The 16,240-nt window shown below is 44.6% G+C and carries 14 protein-coding genes; 9 read left to right on the top strand and 5 right to left on the bottom strand.

All coding sequences use genetic code 11. The annotated features are described in order from the left end of the window. Nucleotides 1-6 precede the first annotated feature (6 nt). From R7Q09_RS04220 to purT, 7 genes are all read left to right on the top strand, one after another. A complete protein-coding gene (locus R7Q09_RS04220; RefSeq protein ID WP_169628427.1) occupies nt 7-696 on the top strand; it encodes an NAD(P)H-binding protein in 690 nt (229 codons plus the stop codon). 200 nt (nt 697-896) lie between these two features. Further along, complete coding sequence (locus tag R7Q09_RS04215) at nt 897-2,270, top strand: L-cystine transporter (protein ID WP_169628426.1); 1,374 nt, start codon at nt 897-899, stop codon at nt 2,268-2,270. A gap of 157 nt (nt 2,271-2,427) precedes the next feature. After that, nucleotides 2,428-3,849 carry an exodeoxyribonuclease I gene (sbcB, locus tag R7Q09_RS04210; protein WP_167415153.1) on the top strand — a complete coding sequence of 474 codons (1,422 nt, stop codon included), beginning with the start codon at nt 2,428-2,430 and terminating at the stop codon, nt 3,847-3,849. A 55-nt stretch (nt 3,850-3,904) separates the two neighbouring features. Continuing rightward, a complete protein-coding gene (locus R7Q09_RS04205) occupies nt 3,905-4,279 on the top strand; it encodes a CidA/LrgA family protein (protein ID WP_005397786.1) in 375 nt (124 codons plus the stop codon). A gap of 1 nt (nt 4,280) precedes the next feature. Beyond that, entirely contained in the window at nt 4,281-4,958 is a 678-nt protein-coding gene (locus tag R7Q09_RS04200) for an LrgB family protein (RefSeq protein WP_005377888.1), read from the top strand. A gap of 429 nt (nt 4,959-5,387) precedes the next feature. After that, nucleotides 5,388-6,275, top strand: coding sequence for a cytidine deaminase (gene cdd, locus R7Q09_RS04195; RefSeq protein WP_005385457.1), 888 nt, complete (start codon nt 5,388-5,390; stop codon nt 6,273-6,275). 143 nt (nt 6,276-6,418) lie between these two features. Next, nucleotides 6,419-7,594, top strand: a complete 1,176-nt coding sequence (gene purT / locus R7Q09_RS04190) for a formate-dependent phosphoribosylglycinamide formyltransferase (protein WP_017633939.1) — start codon at nt 6,419-6,421, stop codon at nt 7,592-7,594. A gap of 72 nt (nt 7,595-7,666) precedes the next feature. Here purT and R7Q09_RS04185 read toward each other — a convergent pair whose 3' ends face one another. Beyond that, nucleotides 7,667-8,317 (bottom strand): thiopurine S-methyltransferase, encoded by a 651-nt coding sequence (locus R7Q09_RS04185; RefSeq protein WP_021707633.1) that lies wholly within the window; start codon nt 8,315-8,317, stop codon nt 7,667-7,669. Between the two features lie 315 nt (nt 8,318-8,632). Between R7Q09_RS04185 and R7Q09_RS04180 the strand changes: the two genes are divergently transcribed. Further along, nucleotides 8,633-9,412: a phosphoribosylglycinamide formyltransferase gene (locus R7Q09_RS04180; protein ID WP_318070535.1), complete on the top strand. Its 780-nt coding sequence runs from the start codon at nt 8,633-8,635 to the stop codon at nt 9,410-9,412. Nucleotides 9,413-9,533: 121 nt separating this feature from the next. Here the strand turns inward: R7Q09_RS04180 and ihfA are convergent, their stop codons facing one another. Next, a complete protein-coding gene (gene ihfA / locus R7Q09_RS04175; protein ID WP_005377899.1) occupies nt 9,534-9,830 on the bottom strand; it encodes an integration host factor subunit alpha in 297 nt (98 codons plus the stop codon). A gap of 534 nt (nt 9,831-10,364) precedes the next feature. Between ihfA and R7Q09_RS04170 the strand changes: the two genes are divergently transcribed. After that, nucleotides 10,365-11,246 (top strand): AEC family transporter, encoded by an 882-nt coding sequence (locus R7Q09_RS04170; protein ID WP_005377901.1) that lies wholly within the window; start codon nt 10,365-10,367, stop codon nt 11,244-11,246. Nucleotides 11,247-11,460: 214 nt separating this feature from the next. On the opposite strand, the gene pheT is transcribed toward R7Q09_RS04170, so the two are convergent. The 3 genes from pheT to R7Q09_RS04155 all read right to left on the bottom strand — a co-directional run bounded on the left by pheT (nt 11,461) and on the right by R7Q09_RS04155 (nt 16,235). Beyond that, complete coding sequence (gene pheT, locus R7Q09_RS04165; RefSeq protein ID WP_318070534.1) at nt 11,461-13,866, bottom strand: phenylalanine--tRNA ligase subunit beta; 2,406 nt, start codon at nt 13,864-13,866, stop codon at nt 11,461-11,463. 18 nt (nt 13,867-13,884) lie between these two features. Continuing rightward, complete coding sequence (gene pheS / locus R7Q09_RS04160; protein WP_005385470.1) at nt 13,885-14,868, bottom strand: phenylalanine--tRNA ligase subunit alpha; 984 nt, start codon at nt 14,866-14,868, stop codon at nt 13,885-13,887. Between the two features lie 191 nt (nt 14,869-15,059). Then, the gene (locus tag R7Q09_RS04155; RefSeq protein ID WP_017634846.1) at nt 15,060-16,235 is read right to left on the bottom strand and encodes a hypothetical protein; all 1,176 of its coding nucleotides are present in this window, start codon (nt 16,233-16,235) and stop codon (nt 15,060-15,062) included. Between the last annotated feature and the right edge of the window lie 5 nt (nt 16,236-16,240).

The raw sequence follows: 16,240 nt of genomic DNA, 5'->3' as shown, positions 1-16,240 counted from the left end.
AAAGATATGGATAACAACACCTGCGCAATCATCGCCGGTGCAACTGGCTTAGTAGGCTCAAAAGTCATTGCAAACCTCATAAATCAATCAGGTGTTGGAACATTATATTATCTTTCTCGCCGCCCACTCGATGGCGTCCTAGATGTGGACAACAAGCTTATTCCTCTCATTGATGCAGACCTTTCTATCCACAAATGGGATGAGAACCAACCAACACCAACCATCGGCTTTATCTGTTTAGGCACGACCCTTAAGCAAGCAGGCAGTAAGGATAATTTGCGTAGAGTAGATGTTGATCTGGTGTGCAAAGTCGCGCAACAAATGAAAACAATCGGAGTCAAACGCCTTGCGGTTGTTTCTAGCCTCGGTGCAAATAGTAAATCGCCATCCCATTACTTAGCTTGTAAAGGACAAATGGAACAACGAATCGAAGCTATGGATTTTGAGGAAATCGTATTTGTTCGCCCAGGCCCGCTTGTTGGTCAACGTCAAAACCCAAGAATGGACGAGAAGTTAGTACAAACTCTGTTTAAGGTAATTCGCCCACTTATGCTTGGCAAACTGTCCAACTTTTTACCTATTCGAGCAGAAGATGTCGCCAAAGCGATGATTTATCAACTTTTCAGTTATCAAGAAGACTCGGTGGTTTACTTACAAAGGAAAGAAATGCGTGACTTACTGCATCACTACGAATAACCATTTTGTACAATTAACGTGCTAATTCACACTCTCACGCGACTTAGATCTCGTTTTTATATTCATTTTAGATCTAGCTAATACCCGTTTGTCATTTTTAAAGTTATATCACGAGCGTTATCTTACGCTCCATAAATAAATCCGTATAAAACCCCGTATAAAAAACAACCGCCACTTCGGCTGGTTGATAAGGTCAAATTATGAATTTTGCAGTGATAGCCTCTCTAGCCGTCTTTGTTGGCATATTGTTCTTTCTATTTAATCAACAACAAAAGAAACACACTCTTTCACGTCTCGTTTTGATCGGTCTTGTTACCGGTTCTCTTTTTGGTCTTGCTTTGCAACTCATTCACGGTGAAGGCAACAGCGCAATTGCTCAAACACTTGAATGGGTAGGCATTGTAGGCAGTGGCTACGTTGGTCTACTGAAAATGGTCATCATGCCACTGGTGTTGGTATCGATGATCTCTGCAGTTGTTAAGTTGGAGAAAGGTGGATCTTTAGGTAAAATTTCTGGCCTGACCATCTCTGTTCTTCTTGTAACGACTGCAATTGCTGCACTTATCGGTATTTTGGTGACAACGACATTTGGCCTGTCAGCAGAAGGGTTAACTGAAGGTGCGCGTGAAACCGCTCGTATCGCCGTTTTAGAAAGCCGTGCCGGTACAGTAAGTGACTTAACTATTCCGCAAATGCTAGTTAGCTTCATTCCAACCAACCCATTTGCTGATCTAACAGGTGCTCGCTCGACATCAATTATCGCTGTTGTGATTTTCGGCGTGTTAACTGGTATCGCCGCTCGTAAAGTGATGATGGAAAAAGCAGAGTTGGAATCACCGATTCGTACTTTCGTAGAAGCTGCTCAATCTATCGTTATGCGACTAGTGAAGATGATCATGGCCCTAACGCCATACGGCATCGCAGCACTGATGGCAAAAGTGGTAGCGACATCAAGCGCAGGCGACATCCTAAACCTACTTGGCTTTATTGTGGCGTCTTATGTTGCTATCGCACTGATGTTTGTTGTTCATGGCGTATTGGTCTCTTTTGTTGGCGTTAGCCCTGCGGAATACTTTAAGAAAATCTGGCCTGTACTGACCTTCGCGTTTACATCTCGTAGCTCAGCAGCAACAATTCCACTAAACGTAGAAGCGCAAATCACGAAGCTTAACGTACCACCAGCGATTGCAAACCTATCAGCATCGTTTGGTGCCACTATCGGCCAAAACGGCTGTGCGGGTATCTATCCTGCAATGCTTGCAGTGATGGTAGCTCCGACAATGGGCATCAACCCACTTGATCTACACTTTATCCTGTCATTGATTGCGATTATCACCATCAGCTCATTTGGTATTGCAGGTGTCGGCGGCGGTGCGACGTTTGCAGCCTTGATTGTTCTTCCTGCAATGGGCTTGCCTGTAACCATCGCGGCACTGCTTATCTCTATTGAACCACTGATTGACATGGCACGTACCGCACTAAACGTTTCAGGTTCAATGACTGCGGGTACAATTGCTAGCCGAGTGCTGAAGTCACCAGGAAGTGAAGCAACATTGGAAGAAACACGAGCATAGAACTCAAATTCCTTCCAAAGCGATAAAACGTAAAATATCAAGCCGATGGTTCGCCATCGGCTTTTTTCATTTTCAAAAATTCAACTTGCATCTTTCGTTGCTAGTCAAGGCGTTGAATGGTCTAATACTGTCATCGGTTTTGTAAACGGTAAGCAGAATGCACCAAGATAATCAGCCCACTTTTTTCTTCTTTGATTATGAGACATGGGGAACCAACCCCGCGAAAGATCGCCCAAGCCAGTTTGCTGGTGTTCGTACAGATGAAAACTTTAATATCATCGGCGAGCCTTTAGTCATGTACTGTCAACCACCGGCTGATTATCTTCCGTCTCCTGAAGCTGCACTTATTACTGGTATTACTCCGCAAAAAACGGTTCAAGAAGGCCTTTCTGAGCCAGAGTTTATCGCTAAGATTCACGCTGAACTCGCGAGACCAAATACCACCAGTTTAGGCTACAACAGCATTCGCTTTGATGACGAAGTGACCCGTTATACTTGTTATCGCAACTTTATCGATCCATACGCATGGAGTTGGCAAAACGGTAACTCACGTTGGGATTTACTCGATGTACTACGCGCGTGCCATGCCCTTCGCCCAGAAGGCGTAGAATGGCCAGAAAACGAAGATGGCTTCACTAGCTTTAAATTAGAACATTTGTCCGTGGCTAACGGCATAGAACATAGTAACGCGCACGATGCCATGGCAGATGTGGTTGCGACTATCGAAATGGCAAAGAAAGTAAAAGCAGCGCAACCAAAATTGTTTGATTACTTTTTTTCTATGCGCCAAAAGCGCAAGCTCAATGATTTAGTCGACATCGTCAACATGACACCGTTGATGCACGTTTCAGGCATGCTAGGGCGCGAATGCCAGTACACTAGCTGGATTGTGCCTGTTGCTTGGCATCCAACCAATAATAACGCCGTTATCACCATCGATTTAGCGAAAGACCCTCAACCTATTCTTGAGCTATCCGCAGAAGAGCTGCACGAAAGACTCTACACGAAGCGCGAAGATCTTGGTGAATTGCTACCAGTGCCAGTTAAACTAGTTCATTTGAACAAATGCCCTATTCTCGCCCCTGCAAAAACGTTAACGGCTGAAAATGCAGAGTCTATTGGCATTGATCGCCAACAATGTCTCGCCAATCTCGCTTTGTTGCGCCAACATCCTGAAATTAGAGAAAAGCTGATTAGCCTCTTTTCAGTCGAGCGCAAATTCGATAAAAGTGATGACGTCGATACACAACTTTACGACGGGTTCTTTTCTCCAGCCGATCGCGCAGCTATGGATATCATTCGCGAAACCGATCCGAATAATCTTGCTGCATTAGACATTGAATTTGATGACAAGCGCATTAAACCTCTATTGTTCCGCTATCGTGCGCGTAACTTCCCAGGCACATTAGACGAGCAAGAACAAAGACGCTGGGCACTACACTGTCGAGAAGTGTTTGAAAGCCAAATTGAAGAGTACATGCTGAATTTAGAAAACTTAGTTCACGAACATGAAAGTGACGAAAAGAAGATTGCGATATTAAAATCCGTGTACCGTTATGTAGAGAGCTTAGCTTCCTAACTCCTCCTAATACAAGCGCACCTTATGGTGTGCTTGTTGTTTATATACTGTCAAAATGATTAAAGAACGATTCTTACAACTGATCCAACTGCTCATTTCAATCTTCCTCATCATGGGAGCACTTGGCATCGGAATTACCATTCAAAAGTTCACTGGCGTTTCCGTTCCAGGAAGTGTCATCGGTATGCTCGTACTGTTTTTCTCCATGACTCTTGGGCTTGTAAAAGTCGACTGGGTCAAACCGGGCGCCACGCTATTTATCCGCTATATGATCTTATTGTTCGTTCCTATTAGCGTGGGATTAATGCAACATTTCGATATGCTACTCGCTAATGCCCTCCCTATCATTGCTAGCGCAGTTGGAGGCTCACTCATTGTACTAGTCAGCCTCGCTTGGCTGCTGGACTACTTGTTAAAGGAGAAGCACTGATATGTGGTTAGTTGTTACCATTGCGGTTTTTCTTGTCGCGCGCCAAATTGCAATCAAAGTGAATAATCCTCTAGCAAATCCTTTGCTGATCAGTATTGCAGTGCTCATTCCTTTGCTTACTTACTTAAATGTACCGTTTGAAACGTATTATGCGGATAACGAAGGGATCAGTTTTTTACTTCAACCAGCCGTAGTTGCTCTGGCTTACCCGTTATATGAACAACTACCACAGATTAAAGCAAACTGGCGAATCATCACTTTTGCTTGCACAGTAGGCAGTGTGATGTCGATGATGACAACCACCTTGATCGCAGTCGCTTTCAAAGCGGATATCAGTTTAATCGCGAGTCTAGTGGGTAAGTCCGTCACTACACCAATAGCGATGGAAATATCGAGTCACCTCGGTGGTGAAGCCGCCGTTGCAGCGATCTTGGTTCTGATTGTCGGTTTATTGGGCGCAATTTTGGCATACCCAATTTACAATTTGATTGGAATTAAACACCCGATTGCACGTGGTCTGACAATGGGTACAGTCTCTCATGCCTTAGGCACCGCTACTTGTGCAGAGAAACAGCCCATAGATGCCGCGTTCTCATCACTCGCATTGGTTTTATGTGGGATCATAACTTCTATTTTGGCTCCAAGCTTTTTTGCTTTGGCTGTCTGGCTATATCAATAGTTAAGCGCTCTCGGTCTGCCCTCCTTCCGGCAGGCCGTAGCCTTTCCGCTTCTTCCTTACCCTTTTCAAAACCCTATCTTATCTATCAACCTCACCCAGTAATACCGTGAAGGGACTTGATCGAGATATACATTCATAGCGTTAGCATTCTAGGTTCTACCACTCGCTCTAGATTACGTAGGTATAAAGTAGCATAGCGGTAAAGTCGCGTGGGTAACATACTCCTGCTCCTTGGTCATATGAACATATACTGATATGGTTAATTGTGAGACGGAGATAACGCTTCACACCTGTGCAATCGAATACATGTGTGAGCTCACTCTAATTATGTAACAGAATTATCAATTGCATTATTTATCGTGATCTAACGCACGGAACATTTCTATCTTTCACATAGAATAACTGTCCATGCAATAACAAGGATTCAACATGAAAAGTCGCATTGAACAGGCGCTAGCAGGCGCTCCAGAAGCACTTTCCAAACAACTTGCTCCTATCATCCAAGCTGATGATTTTGATGCTACGCTTTCAGTTCAACAATTTGAGCAGTTGCTTTCAGCTACCGGTCTATCAGACAAAGAGCTTCGTGTTGCGCTACTTCCTTTTGCCGCAGCGTACTCCTATGCTCCCCTTTCTGACTTTTATGTCGGCGCTATCGTTCGTGGCCTTTCAGGTCGCCTTTACTTCGGTGCCAACATGGAATTCTTTGGTGTACAGTTGGGTCAAACGGTTCACGCAGAGCAGTCTGCGATTAGCCATGCTTGGATGAAAGGCGAACGTGGTGTTAAAGATATCACTATCAACTTCAGCCCATGTGGTCACTGCCGCCAGTTCATGAATGAGTTATCTACCGCAAACGAGCTTAAAATCCAGCTCCCGGAACGCGAAGAAAAGTCACTTCATGAATACCTGCCTGAAGCCTTTGGACCAAACGATCTCGGTATCGAGTCCGGCTTAATGGCAGAAGTTCAACACCAGTTCTCATGTGATGATGAAGACGCACTCATCCAAAGTGCAGTTGAAGCGATGAACATGAGCCACTCTCCATACACCAACAACTTGAGTGGTTTAGCATTAGAGATGACTAGCGGCCGTGTATTCCAAGGTGCTTATGCAGAAAATGCAGCGTTTAATCCTAGCTTGCCACCGCTACAAGTTGCGCTAATCCAAGTTTTACTTGCGGGTGAAACCTTTGACAGCATCAAAGCCGCTGCATTGGTAGAAAACTCTGAAGGTAAGATCAGTCACTTAGCCGATACGCAATCAACGTTGGAAGCGTTGAATCCAGATATTCCGCTTAGTTTTGTCAACGTATAAACGACAAATTCAACAAAGAGCTCTACAACATGTAGAGCTTTTTTATTACCTAAAAACCAAAAGCAAACGTTTGCTTTGTCATAAAACTTCAGTATGATCTCCTGCAATTTCTGTCTCATCACTCTATTTTGTAAGGGAACACTATGTTTGGCACTGCAACTAGCGCAAATGCTACCCGTGTATTACTTTTAGGCTCTGGCGAACTCGGTAAAGAAGTCGCCATTGAATGCCAGAGACTTGGTTTAGAAGTGATTGCTTGTGATCGCTATGCCAATGCTCCAGCGATGCAAGTCGCTCACCGTAGTTATGTTATCGACATGTTAGATGGGAACGCCTTAGAAGAAGTTATTACGAAGGAACAACCTACTTACGTCGTACCAGAAATTGAAGCCATCGCAACCGGCAAACTGGTAGAGCTTGAAGAGAAAGGACTGAATGTTGTTCCAACCGCTAAGGCAACCAGGCTAACAATGAATCGTGAAGGTATCCGACGTTTGGCAGCAGAAGAACTGGAATTGACGACTTCACCTTATCGTTTTGCAGATAACTTTGAAGACTTCAAAGCCGCGGTTGAGCATGTGGGTATTCCGTGCGTGGTGAAGCCTGTGATGAGCTCTTCAGGTAAAGGGCAAAGTGTTATCAAGACCGAAGACGACGTTACAAAAGCATGGGATTACGCTCAGGAAGGCGGGCGTACGGGTGCAGGTCGCGTTATCGTGGAAGGTTTTATCGACTTCGATTACGAAATCACTTTATTGACCATCAGAGCCGTTGACGGTGTGCATTTCTGTGCTCCAATTGGTCATCGTCAGGAAGATGGCGACTACCGCGAATCATGGCAACCGCAAACTATGTCAGAAAACGCAGTAAAAGCAGCTGAATACACGGCTGAGAAAGTGGTAAACGCGCTCGGTGGCTACGGCATCTTTGGTGTAGAGCTATTTGTTAAAGGCGATAAAGTCATTTTCAATGAGGTCTCTCCTCGCCCTCACGATACGGGTATGGTTACAATGATTTCACAGGAAATGTCTGAGTTTGCTCTCCACGTGCGCGCGTTTACCGGAATGCCAATTAATAATATTGTGCAATATGGCCCATCTGCGTCTGCTGTTATTCTTGGACAAGGGACTTCCACAAACATTCGCTTTGAAAACCTAAGCAAAGCTTTAGCTCAACCTCAAACACAAGTTCGTCTATTCGGTAAGCCAGAAATCGATGGTCGCCGCCGTTTAGGTGTTGTCCTTACGCGACGAAAAACCACCGAAGAAGCCGTTCAAGATGCTGTTGAAAGTGCTTCAAAAGTGAATATCATTTATTAAATACGAACCACTCATACAAAAATAGCGCAGCTCAAATTGCTGCGCTATTTCGTGTTCCAAACCGAAGAGAGCCTATTCACTCTCGATTAAGTACACTTCTTCAGAGAAGCGACTTAAGCCTTTTTTCGCAATTTTAGGATGATTCTCGTCAGCTTCATCTACGTTCAAACAAGTAACTTTGTAACCTGAAAATAACTGCTCTATCTCTTCGACCGGCACGCTAAATGGAGGCCCCGCCATCTCTTCTTGAGGATAGTTGAGTGTGACAAGCAAAATACGACCGCCTGGGTTCAGCAGTTGCTTGAGACGCTCTACATACTCCTCTCGCATATCTTGCGGTAAAGCAACCAACGCGGCGCGATCATAAATGATATCGGCTTGAGATACTGGTGCAGTGAAAAAGTCCCCAGTATAAATAGAGAGCTCATCAAATTGATAAAGCTCGTGCATGCCATTAAGAGGCGTTACCGTTGGCGTGTAAAAATGTTCAGCAAAAAAGGCACGCACAGCAATATGGCTTAGCTCAACACCTTCAACCGAATCATGCTTCATCGCTAGCCAAATCAAGTCTTCTGACTTTCCACATAAAGGAACTAACACTTTATCTTCACGCTTTGGATTAGTGTGTTTCCAATATACTGGTAATAGCGGGTTTACATCTTCCAAGTGAAATCCGATTTGATTGCTGGCCCATTTGTTATGCCAAAATTCTTGGTCTCTCATTTTACTTTCTACTTGTCGGCTGTTTTCATTTTGAGAGGTAAGACTAACGTTTTTTTTCAATTTGTCTATGCCGTTCATCTTTGGTTAATACTGCGGTGATAGGATGTAATCGGTCTCATAGGAGACGCGCCTTTATCTGATAATCAGAATAAAGAAAAGAGAAATGGTGATCTAACGCACGATTCTACTTCAAGATAAAACTGAAACCTTGGAATCTTTCGTAATGGCCCCATTTATAAGTTAGTACCTGATTTGCCGAACTTAGCGACCTTTATGTTCCCTATTTTCTAAGTACAAGCAAGTTAAGGAGAGTGAATGAGCTTATTTCTTCGTACTACAGCATTGATGCTTTTGGTACTTAGCCGTGCACCGGCATTTGCCGCACTTCCAATTACCCCTGCACCTAGTGGCGAACAAAATCGTTCAACCAGCCAAAACGAAGTTTGTTCGAAACTTTTTAAACACAGCCTTAGCGGTTTATATGGCATTCAGTCAATCGACACCACACCAAATCAGCCATATTCTGACTTCGACATTCTTTACAGCAAAGCTCACCAAGCGCAATTTGAACTTGAAACTATCTGTAAAAGTACCGCACTTCTTAATGACGCTCAGCCATACTTCGCAGGCGTGAAATCCAAACAACGAGCAGAAGAAAAGATAGCTTTAGAGTTAGATGGGAAAGTTGAACGTATTACTGACCTAGCACGTGCAACGATTGTAGCTGAAGACGTCGCGAGTTTAGTCTCCATTTATGAAACGTTAGAGCGTGAAACAACGATTGTGAAAGTAAAAAATCGATTCAAAAAACCTGGCCCTTCAGGATATAGAGACTTGAACTTGCTCGTTCGTTTACCAAAAACAAACCTAGTAGCCGAAGTTCAACTGCACTTGAAAGCAATCGCAGATGTAAAAAGCGGTCCCGAACACGACCTATACGAAAAAATCCAGAAACTAGAACGTCAAGCGATGTTGGAAAAACGTGAGCTAAGCGAAATAGAGCTTGCCTCTATTCGCAACATGCGTACACAGTCTAAGAACTTGTACCAACAAGCATGGCAACCATACTTAACAACGCATCTAGAAGCGGCGTAACCGATATCATTAAGCGTCTCTCATAAACAGAAAAACCACCGCATTGCGGTGGTTTTCATTTGTATGCACACGAATTTTACGCAAAAAAAGACCACGCCTTAGCGTGATCCATTTATTCGGCTTACTGTACTTTCTTCAGGTTTTCTACACGAGCTTTTAACTTCTGACCCGGGCGAAAAGTCACTACACGTCGAGCAGTAATTGGAATATCTTCACCAGTTTTCGGGTTACGACCAGGTCGTTCATTCTTGTCACGAAGATCAAAGTTACCAAAACCTGACAGTTTTACCTGTTCGCCACTTTCCAGTGCCTTACGAATCTCTTCAAAGAACACTTCCACCGTTTCCTTGGCGTCCCGCTTACTAAATCCTAATTTATCAAACAGGTTTTCTGCCAGTTCGGCTTTTGTGAGCGCCATAAAACTTTCCTCAAAGCTATGTTAAACAATGCTACGTTAGTGTAGCGCCAGAGCAGTTTTACCCTACCAATTCAACAACATATCGGGGTTACATCTGGAAGTGTATGACAAGCTTATGATTTTCGCCAACTTTTTTCTTGGCGAACAAAAGGAATAGCACTACGTAAATTATTGTTAAACGCCAGAAATTTGATATTTTTGTTTTTGTTTCATCTTTATCAGGAAAAACATCCAGATTATAAAACTAAAATTAGTTTAAATATCAACATTAAACACTATTTAATAAAAATATCAGATATTGGTTATTTAACAGACACTTGACATAGAACTTGTCGTAAATTCAGTGATTTGTATGTAACTCGATACGTAACAATTAGATTAAAAGGTATGACCACCTGTACTTTGCAACTGTGCTTAGAAAGCTTGATTAAACCCACGCTTCTCGCTGTTTAACGATGACGCCATATATAAAGATTGATAATGTGGAAGTTCGTGTATTTCCTCATTAGCTTCTTACACTGCTTCTAGGCGACCATGATTAATCAAATCATAAATATTCTTTTCCCTGTTTTTGCTCTTGTCGGAGTTGGCTATTTGGTCGGTCGTTACATCAAGCCTGACTTTCGCCCAATAAACCGCATTAATATTGAGGTATTTACGCCAGCACTGGTATTTTCGTCACTCGTTAGCATGCCGCTCGATTCAAATCAGGGGCCGCTTCTTTTGGCGGCAATTGTCGCGGTTTTAATTCCCGCACTACTCATGATCCCGGTATGTCGATGGACGTCACTCTCGTTTAAAACCTGGGCGCCACCACATATGTTTCGCAATAGCGGAAATCTAGCTATTCCTTTGTTTACCTATACGTTTGGAGAAATTGCGCTGTCGTCAGCAGTGCTTTTATTTGTCGTGTCAGCATGCTTGCATATCAGCTTAGGCGTAATGCTGCTTAGTCATGGCAACCCTTTTAAGCAAATAGTCAAGATGCCAATCTTTTTAGCAGCGTCGTTGGCTCTGTTTCTCAACGTGTCAAATGTGGGTGCATGGGCGCCTTTATACGAAGCCACGGCTCTACTTGGGCAAGCGGCCGTACCCGTGATGCTTTTATCTCTGGGGGCACAAATGTGTCATTTAAGGTTGGACGGTTTAAAGATTGGTGTGTTGTGTACCGTGCAGTCACTGGCAACTGGCGCTGTCGCTTTTGCACTTATTTATTGGTTAATTCCCCTTCCAACGATGCAATTGCAAATGATGGTGCTCTTCACAATGCTGCCGCCAGCCGTCATGAATTACCTATTTGCGGAAAGGCTGAATATAGAACCCATGAAGGTGGCGTCAATGGTACTATTTGGCAACTTTTTCAGCATTCTTACGCTGCCTCTTCTGCTTAGCTATACCCTCTCACTCGCTGCCTAACCGCCAATAAGCTATCGTTAGCGTGTATTAGCTGAAAAACAATACGTTCCTAATCTCGGGTAAGGGCCATCCCTAGTTTGGTCTAGTATTTTAAAGTAATGAGGGGGGGGTGCGAGCAGTAAGGAACTTGAACAACGACAAGGTAATCCTAAAAATAAAAAACCCTGCCAAACTGGCAGGGTTTTCATTTCTTAAGAAGATACGTTACGCGAGATTAGTCACGCAGAGACGCACCAAACTTCTCAGAAACGTGAGCAACGATAGCGTCAACCGCACCAGCGATATCTGCATCTTCCAGCGTACGCTCAAGTGACTGTAGAGTCAGAGCGATTGCTAGGCTCTTCTTACCATCTTCAACGCCTTTACCTACGTAAACGTCGAACAGTTTCGCATCTTTAAGGAACTCGCCACCTTGCTCTAGACAAGCGTTAACGATGTCACCAGATGCAACAGCTTCATCCACTACTACCGCGATATCACGACGGTTTGAAGGGAACTTAGAAAGCGCTACCGCTTCTGGGATCACTTTGCTGTTGATTGCAGACCATTCGATTTCGAATACGATAGTACGACCGTTTAGACCGAACCTACGCTCAAGCTCAGGGTGAACGGTACCGATCACGCCCACTTCTTTGCCGTCTACGATGATTGCCGCAGATTGACCCGGGTGAAGTGCTGGGTTAGCTTTTTTGCTTTCAGGTGACAGTGCAGCGAAAGAGTACGCTTTTTCGTTCGCAGATAGCTCTAGAATCGCTTCTAGATCGCCCTTAAGGTCGAAGAAATCAACAGTGTTGGTTTCGATATCCCAGTGCTCTTCACCACGAGTACCAGCAATAACACCTGCAAGCATAGGCTCTTGACGCATGCCGTTTTCTGCAGATTCACATGGGATGAAACGTAGGCCATATTCGAATAGACGAACGCGTGGCTGTTGACGCTTCTGGTTGTGAACAACTGTGTTCAGCAGACCTTGGATAAGACCAAGACGCATTGCCGACATGTCTGCAGAAATTGGGTTTGGAAGCACTAGAGGCTCAACACCAGGTACAACTAGCTTTTGTTGCTCAGGCTCAACGAAGCTGTATGTAATTGCTTCGTGGTAACCACGGTCAACAAGAAGATCACGAACGCGTTTCAGTGGAAGATCCGCTTCAACGTGGTTGTGCATCTTAAGTGCTGCTGCTGGGTGTTGGTTAGGAATGTTGTCATAACCGTAGATACGGCCAACTTCTTCAATCAGGTCTTGCTCGATAGCGATATCGAAACGCCATGTTGGCGCTACTGCCATCCAACCTTCTTCTGAAGCTTCAACCGTCAAACCTAGACGCTCTAGGATTTCTACTACGTCGCTATCTGCAATGTGGTGACCTAGTAGGTTGTCTAGCTTAGTACGACGTAGAGCAACTTTGTTTGGCTTAGGTAGGTCTGCTTCAGACTCTACTGCAACAACAGGTGCTACTTCACCGCCACAGATCTCAACAAGAAGCTGAGTGGCACGCTCCATTGCGCTCACTTGTAGTGCGTAATCCACACCACGCTCGAAACGCATTGAAGAATCAGTGTGAAGACCGTAGCTACGTGCGCGGCCACGGATGTGGTCAGGTGCAAAGAATGCACACTCTAGTAGAACGTCTTTAGTCTCAGTTGTTACACCAGACTCTTCACCACCAAAGATACCTGCGATTGCAAGTGCTTTGTTGTGGTCAGCAACTACTAGTGTATCTGCGTTTAGTTCTGCTTCGTTGCCGTCAAGAAGCGTTAGCTTCTCACCTTGCTCAGCCATACGAACTACGATGCCACCTTCGATCTTCGCTAGATCGAATGCGTGCATTGGTTGGCCTTGCTCTAGAAGAACGTAGTTAGTGATGTCTACTACAGGGTCGATAGAGCGAATACCACAACGACGCAGTTTCTCTTGCATCCATAGTGGTGTTTCAGCTTGAACGTTTACGTTCTTAATAACACGACCTAGGTAACGAGGACACGCAGCAGGAGCTTTCACTTCGATAGACACTTTATCGTCGATTGAAGGGGCAACTGCTTCTACTGATGGCTCAGTCACGTCAGCACGGTTTAGTACGCCAACTTCACGAGCTAGACCACGAATGCTGAAACAGTCAGCGCGGTTTGCTGTTAAGTCTACGTCTACTGTTACGTCGTCTAGACCTAGGAATTCACGGAAATCAGTACCGACTACTGCGTCTTCTGCTAGTTCCATGATACCGTCTGACTCAACGTCGATACCTAGTTCAGTGAATGAACAAAGCATGCCGTGAGATGGCTGGCCACGTAGTTTCGCTTTTTTGATTTTGAAATCACCTGGAAGAACAGCACCAACTGTTGCTACTGCTACTTTCAGACCTTGGCGACAGTTAGGTGCGCCACAAACAATGTCTAGAAGCTCTTCTTCACCCACGTCAACTTTAGTTACGCGCAGTTTGTCTGCATCTGGGTGTTGACCACATTCAACAACGTGACCGACTTTAACGCCAGTAAAAGACCCTGCAACAGGTAGAACGTCGTCTACCTCTAGACCGGCCATTGTAATTTGGTGAGTTAGCTCGTCAGTAGTAACCGCAGGGTTTACCCACTCACGAAGCCATGATTCGCTGAATTTCATGTTGATGAACCCTCTGGATTACTTGAACTGTTTTAGGAAACGAAGATCGTTCTCGAAGAACGCACGTAGGTCGTTCACGCCGTAACGAAGCATTGTTAGACGCTCAACACCCATACCGAATGCGAAACCAGAGTATTTTTCAGGATCGATACCTACGCTACGTAGCACGTTCGGGTGAACCATACCGCAGCCTAGTACTTCTAACCATTTACCGTTTTTGCCTTTCACGTCTACTTCAGCTGAAGGCTCAGTGAATGGGAAGTAAGATGGACGGAAACGTACTTCTACTTCTTCTTCGAAGAAGTTACATAGGAAATCGTGCAGGATGCCTTTCAGCTGAGCAAAGTTTACGTTCTCATCAACCAGCATGCCTTCCACTTGGTGGAACATTGGCGTGTGCGTTTGGTCGTAGTCGTTACGGTATACACGGCCTGGTGCGATGAAACGGAATGGTGGTTTACCATTTTCCATCGTACGGATCTGTACGCCTGACGTATGAGTACGAAGCATCAAGTCTGGGTTGAAGAAGAAAGTATCGTGGTCAGTACGCGCCGGGTGATCAGCTGCGATGTTTAGCGCATCGAAGTTGTGGAATGCATCTTCGATCTCTGGGCCAGCCTCGGTGTTAAAACCAAGTTCGCCAAAGAACTTCTCAATACGCTCTACAGTACGAGTTACTGGGTGTAAACCACCGTTTTCAATACGACGACCTGGTAGTGTTACGTCGATTGTTTCTGCTGCTAGTTTTGCTTCAAGCTCAGCACGTTGTAGTGCATCTTTACGAGCTGCGATAGCTTGCTGAACGACGCCTTTCGCTTTATTGATCTCTTGACCAGCTTCACGGCGTTCTTCTGGTGGTAGTTTGCCTAGGCTTTGAAGTTGAGCAGTTAGCTCACCTTTTTTACCCAGATACTGAACACGCACTTCATCAAGTGCGACTAGCGATTCGGCAGCTTCAATTGCAGTGCTCGCGCTAGCAATGATCTCTTCTAGATGTTGCATCGTTTCCTCATCTACCTGTAGGTAGTGTCCATAAGGGAGTGATTGGTTTTTTGATAGCTGTACATAGTAGCCAAACCGGGCACCAATGCCAAATTGAATTACGAAAAGAAGAGGTTATTGAATAAAAAGAGCACAAAAACGTCAAAAATGTCATCTTTAGTTAATCTGCCGTTTAGTTGTGCCCTTTTGTTTTAGAAATAGTATTGAATAGATAGCTCGATAAAATCGTCATCTCTAGCGAAGTAGAGCAAATCATTTGGTGTTTCATTTTTAAACAACCAAGCATCAATTTGCCACTTAACGTGATTCGATATTCGGCTCGATGCTTCTAACTTAGCATTGTAAACATCATCGTTATCTAAATCCTTCGTAATTCCCGTCAATACTTCCGTTCCGTCCTCATCATTGAGCGCCCAACGAATACCTGCAAACACATCATTTTGACCGATAGTTTGTGCGTTGTTCCCACGACTGTCATAGAGGTACTCACCAATAACCCCCACATCCCAAACCGTGTCAAATGCACCGACGAAGGTATACTCAAAGCCCGTCACAAGACCGACATGATTATCAGCACTATCTCGATAAATACTTTCCAGTTTCCATAACCAATCGCCAACGATTCCTTGCACATCCAGACCGACATGACTCATCAGAGCGTAGTAAGGCTTTAATTCTCCGTACTCAAAACGAAAGTAAGGATCCCGGTTTGTCCCATATAAATAGCTCAGGCCTACGTCCCAATCGCCAAGCATTTTCGAATATCGAAAAGCCACATCTACGTGCTTCTCTTCTCTGCTTGATTCATAGATAGCATCATCAGAGACAACGGGGTCGGTTCGCAAGCGGCCATCTGTACCCGCAAACGTTCGTTCCCTAAAGTAAGGTAACAACATTGCGTGGACGGTGCCCCAGTCTTTGAAAGAGGTAAAATGTAACATCGGCTGACCGAGTTTATCTTCACCATCGACGGCTTCAATGGCATCTGTTTGGTTTACTACATCAACTAAATGGGCTGATTCAGTCACTCCCCAAAAGACCTTACTAATCCCAACTCGAAGCTCATAATCATCCCAATAAGTCAGATAAAGTGCCTCTCGTATGTCACCATGACTTCGCTCATCGTCTAGACCATCCAGACGATAGAAAGGTGTGAAAGTAAAGTTTGCATCACCATTTTGCATCTCCCAGTAAAATTCTGGCTGCAAAACCAATGACGTTTGCGCTTTGCTCTGACCCTGAGAGCCCGTTTTAAAAAACTGACGATGCTCAATATTGACTTGTCCTGCGAGCTCGACGGCAGTCAGAGGCATCGAGTAAAAAAAGGCTGCTGCACTAAGCAACAACCCAGCATTTAATCGCTTCATTTTTC

The organism is Vibrio sp. 2130-1 (assembly GCF_033339515.1).
The sequence above is the reverse complement of the archived record's forward strand: the minus strand, read 5'-3'. Positions and strand labels throughout refer to the sequence as shown.

Excerpts from the sequence above, each read along its gene's own strand:
- pheT (WP_318070534.1), bottom strand. The coding sequence starts at position 13,866 with ATGAAATTCAGCGAATCATGGCTTCGTGAGTGGGTAAACCCTGCGGTT.
- R7Q09_RS04215 (WP_169628426.1), top strand. The coding sequence starts at position 897 with ATGAATTTTGCAGTGATAGCCTCTCTAGCCGTCTTTGTTGGCATATTG.
- R7Q09_RS04180 (WP_318070535.1), top strand. The coding sequence starts at position 8,633 with ATGAGCTTATTTCTTCGTACTACAGCATTGATGCTTTTGGTACTTAGC.
- R7Q09_RS04185 (WP_021707633.1), bottom strand. The coding sequence starts at position 8,317 with ATGAGAGACCAAGAATTTTGGCATAACAAATGGGCCAGCAATCAAATC.
- sbcB (WP_167415153.1), top strand. The coding sequence starts at position 2,428 with ATGCACCAAGATAATCAGCCCACTTTTTTCTTCTTTGATTATGAGACA.
- ihfA (WP_005377899.1), bottom strand. The coding sequence starts at position 9,830 with ATGGCGCTCACAAAAGCCGAACTGGCAGAAAACCTGTTTGATAAATTA.
- R7Q09_RS04155 (WP_017634846.1), bottom strand. The coding sequence starts at position 16,235 with ATGAAGCGATTAAATGCTGGGTTGTTGCTTAGTGCAGCAGCCTTTTTT.
- purT (WP_017633939.1), top strand. The coding sequence starts at position 6,419 with ATGTTTGGCACTGCAACTAGCGCAAATGCTACCCGTGTATTACTTTTA.
- R7Q09_RS04200 (WP_005377888.1), top strand. The coding sequence starts at position 4,281 with ATGTGGTTAGTTGTTACCATTGCGGTTTTTCTTGTCGCGCGCCAAATT.
- R7Q09_RS04220 (WP_169628427.1), top strand. The coding sequence starts at position 7 with ATGGATAACAACACCTGCGCAATCATCGCCGGTGCAACTGGCTTAGTA.
- R7Q09_RS04205 (WP_005397786.1), top strand. The coding sequence starts at position 3,905 with ATGATTAAAGAACGATTCTTACAACTGATCCAACTGCTCATTTCAATC.
- cdd (WP_005385457.1), top strand. The coding sequence starts at position 5,388 with ATGAAAAGTCGCATTGAACAGGCGCTAGCAGGCGCTCCAGAAGCACTT.
- pheS (WP_005385470.1), bottom strand. The coding sequence starts at position 14,868 with ATGCAACATCTAGAAGAGATCATTGCTAGCGCGAGCACTGCAATTGAA.
- R7Q09_RS04170 (WP_005377901.1), top strand. The coding sequence starts at position 10,365 with ATGATTAATCAAATCATAAATATTCTTTTCCCTGTTTTTGCTCTTGTC.